Origin of the sequence: Pedobacter sp. (assembly GCF_035317785.1) — a bacterium.
In the GTDB taxonomy this organism is placed as follows: Bacteria; Bacteroidota; Bacteroidia; order Sphingobacteriales; family Sphingobacteriaceae; genus Pedobacter.
Genome location: NZ_DATHGC010000058.1, coordinates 1 through 3,424, shown reverse-complemented (window position 1 = coordinate 3,424; position 3,424 = coordinate 1). Strand labels below are relative to the sequence as shown.

The following is a 3,424-nucleotide window of genomic DNA, read 5'->3' as shown; positions in this document are numbered from 1 at the left end:
GGTGTGCGTGCCGTCAGAACTGAAGGTAACTATAGGATGGACTATACCTATGTAACCTGCAAGTTTTGGATAGGTTTGGGGCGTTTGAGCAGAGATGCTGGAAACAATGGTAATAGCCAGCAGTGCCAGGCCGGAAAGAATTTTATGTACTTGTGTTTGCATAGTACAAGGCTACAGCATTCCCTGCCATTAAAATAGAACAAGATTTACTCTTGGTACAGAACTTACTTTTTGCTCCTGTTTTTCTTAAATTCTGATGGGGTAAGCCCGGTCTCCAGTTTAAAGATCCGTGTAAAATGGCTTTGATCAGAAAACCCGGTCAGGTAAGCGATCTCTGATAAGGAGTAATCCGAGGTCTCGATATAGCTTATTGCCTTCTCGATCCGTAACTTCCTTATGTATTCACCAAAGGATAGATTGTCGAAGTATTTAGAAAATTCCCTCGACACATACGCAGGGTTGATGTTCAGTTCATTGGAGATTCCGGTCAGTGTTAAGGCCAGGTTGGTATCAATCTGATCCTGTATAATGGTTTTCAGTTCTTTTGCCCAGGCGGGGATTTTAGCCCCGTTTCCTTTCTTCAGGAATTTCTGATACACATCAACCAGCAACTGCTCAACCGGGCTTTCGGTATGCCTGACGTGCTGAAGATCCCTGGCCCAGGTATATAGCGCATCGTAGATGACCATACCGGCTTTTAGCAATTCCTGGTCATCTTTGATGTTGTAAGCCATTCCTGCTGCTATCGCCCATAAACCTGAAGCCTGGCTGGCAAGGCCGTGCTGATCGGTATCTGCGCCTCTTACAATGCGTGCCATGATCTGCAATGCCGGATCATCAAGCTTATATTTCTCCATCAAGGCGTCAAAAGTACAAAGGCCATTTTTATGGGTGAGTTCAACACCTACCACATCGAATGGGACTGCATCCAGTTCTTCCGCTTTTGCAATAACGGTATCAAAAGGCACATAAAAAAATTGCGCCTGCGGATCAATGAAATTCCTGATTAGCCAGGGACAGGCAATCCGGTCAATCTTAGGTCTTTTGCGGGTGATCCAGTTCATAATTCAAAACTAATTAGAATTAATGAAATATATCCCGCCATCGCTCTAATGCCATAGCAAAGATACATCCCTAAATTGTGCAACCTTGCCAGGATTATTTATCAGATGACTGGTGGTAGCGCCGACCGTAAAGATTAATTACGCTGTATGTAAACTACATTTCACATACAGTGTACAATCGACTACAAAAACTGGATCAGTCTATCAGGTGGTAATACGGCTTTATCTCTACCTTCATGAACTGACAACTGATTTAAACAAATAGCATGAGAAGATTAATTGCGGCAATCAATTAAAATAACCAGCGCTCCAGGTCCGTAGGCTTTCAATTTTACCCTCAAAATATCCAGCGCATTATGCACCTGGGTTTTACCGTTTTCTCAGAAATGCCAAGTTTCTCTGCAATTTTTTTATGGCTGAGGTTCTCCAGGCGGCTCATCTCAAATACCTGTCGCATCTTTACAGGAAGTTTTGCGATTTCCAAAACGATGATCGCCATCAGCTCTCTTTCATCCAGTTTATCCATGGTCTCGGTACTGGCCTCAACAGCATATTTAGAAATAGAGCTCACATAGTTATTCTTTGTCCTGCCCTTCTCGATGAGGTTAAATATTCTATTCCGTGACGACACGTACAAATACCCTGGCAAATTAGTCTCTTCTTTAACTTGCCCGGCATTTGACCACAAATCATAAAAACATCCTGAACCAGGTCTTTAGCTGCTTCCTCATCTCTGAGCATTTGGTTAACCTTAAAGTAGATCATCATACCATAACGGGGGTATACTTCTTCAAAAGCATGCTTATCGCCCTGCTTCAACAAAGCAACCAGTTCCTGATCGGTATATGCGCTGTAACCCGCCATGATGTTAAATTTTCCCTGTATTAAAGATAATAATTAGTTGTGGCAAGTTTATACATTATTTCATTGCCAACGTTAATCAGAAAATAAAAAACCAGAATCTAACATCTCCGGTATCCGGCAGCGCAGCGAATAGAGGAGCACAACTCTTTTTCAACTTCTTCATAACCTCTTCTAGGGGGTTGCATGACCCCCAGGCCTAACAACCGTCCTGAAACCGTTAAAAAACCAGCCTGCTCTGGTTCTGAAAAATCGGAAATAGATGCCTCAAGTGTGCCCATTGCACAATTGGATTATTTCCGTCAGCCTGGCAAATGCCGCCGGACATAGATTATTGCCATCAGAACAACCGTGCAATGTTGTATTTCCCGCAGGGTGTGGATAACGGAAATATAAGCTTGCCATAACGGAGCTGAACATGATGCCCCTGCATCGCGTTTGACACTGGTAATCGCTCCGATTTGATCTGGCCCGAACTTATCTCTCCAGTAAAAGCTTATGTCCACAAGCGGTTTCATCACACAAGGAACAATTTAAAAGCCTGATTTGTGTCTACATCAGAAACCAAAATTTTGGATTAATAATCAAAATATTAAATTATATTCCAAAATATTAATCAAAAAGTATTATTGTGTTTCTTAATTATTTATTTTATCTTTAAATTTAGACATTTGTTACTTATCTTTGTCTCAAATCAATCAGCCATGCAACAAGAGGATATCATTGAAAATACGCTTGCGGAACCAGTACTTGCTTACCGCCATGGCCAAAAGAATAATGATCCTTATTTTTTTGATCCGCTTGACGATGTTGGTTTCAAACGGCTGTTTGCTTCTCAGCAAAATGCAGATCTAATCATTTGTTTTATTAATCAGGTTCTTAAGGGTAATCGCCAGATGGTCTCCCTCGAAGTCCTGAAGAACGAATATCCCGGGGAAACACATGAAGAAGGCGGCGCTACCATTGATATGGTTTGCAAAGATCAGGACGGTACCTTTTTCCTGGTTGAAATGCAGCGGCAATATCAGAAGAACTTTAAGGAACGCTCATTATTTTACGCTTCAAGGCTCATTACCGAGCAGGCTCCGCGTGGCAACCGCAGGGCCTGGGCCTATGCGCTGAGGGATGTATATGTGATCTCATTGCTGGAAGAATTTACCGTCAGCTCTGAAAAAAACGACTCGTGGCAACATGATGTATCTCTGATCAACACCTGTACAGGAAAGGTTTTCAGTAAAAGGTTGGCTTTTACTTATATAGAATTGTCCAGTTTTAACAAATCTGAAAACGAATTGGAAAGTAATCTGGAACAATGGATATATGCCCTCAAAAACCTGAAACACCTGAGCCAAATGCCGGCTATTTTTACCGACCCCAAATTGATGGAATTTTGCGAAGCAGCCAGGTATATGAATTTAACTAAAACCGAAAAGAATATGATAAGCGCTAAAACTAAACAAAGATGGGACTATTACAGTGTCCTGGAAACAGCAAAGGAG

4 protein-coding genes are annotated in these 3,424 nt (G+C 41.9%); 1 reads left to right on the top strand and 3 read right to left on the bottom strand.

Annotation, left to right across the window (positions count from 1 at the left end):
* Nucleotides 1–224 precede the first annotated feature (224 nt).
* The 3 genes from VK541_RS03770 to VK541_RS03760 all read right to left on the bottom strand — a co-directional run bounded on the left by VK541_RS03770 (nucleotide 225) and on the right by VK541_RS03760 (nucleotide 1,928).
* Entirely contained in the window at nucleotides 225–1,064 is an 840-nt protein-coding gene (locus VK541_RS03770; protein WP_324367068.1) for a chromate resistance protein ChrB domain-containing protein, read from the bottom strand.
* 337 nt (nucleotides 1,065–1,401) lie between these two features.
* A complete protein-coding gene (locus VK541_RS03765) occupies nucleotides 1,402–1,701 on the bottom strand; it encodes a sigma factor-like helix-turn-helix DNA-binding protein (RefSeq protein ID WP_324367067.1) in 300 nt (99 codons plus the stop codon).
* Nucleotides 1,632–1,928: a hypothetical protein gene (locus VK541_RS03760; protein ID WP_324367065.1), complete on the bottom strand. Its 297-nt coding sequence runs from the start codon at nucleotides 1,926–1,928 to the stop codon at nucleotides 1,632–1,634. The genes VK541_RS03765 and VK541_RS03760 overlap by 70 nt, the downstream gene beginning before the upstream one ends.
* Before the next feature lie 701 nt (nucleotides 1,929–2,629).
* Between VK541_RS03760 and VK541_RS03755 the strand changes: the two genes are divergently transcribed.
* A partial coding sequence (locus VK541_RS03755) for an Rpn family recombination-promoting nuclease/putative transposase (protein ID WP_324367063.1) occupies nucleotides 2,630–3,424 on the top strand: 795 nt, incomplete at its 3' end.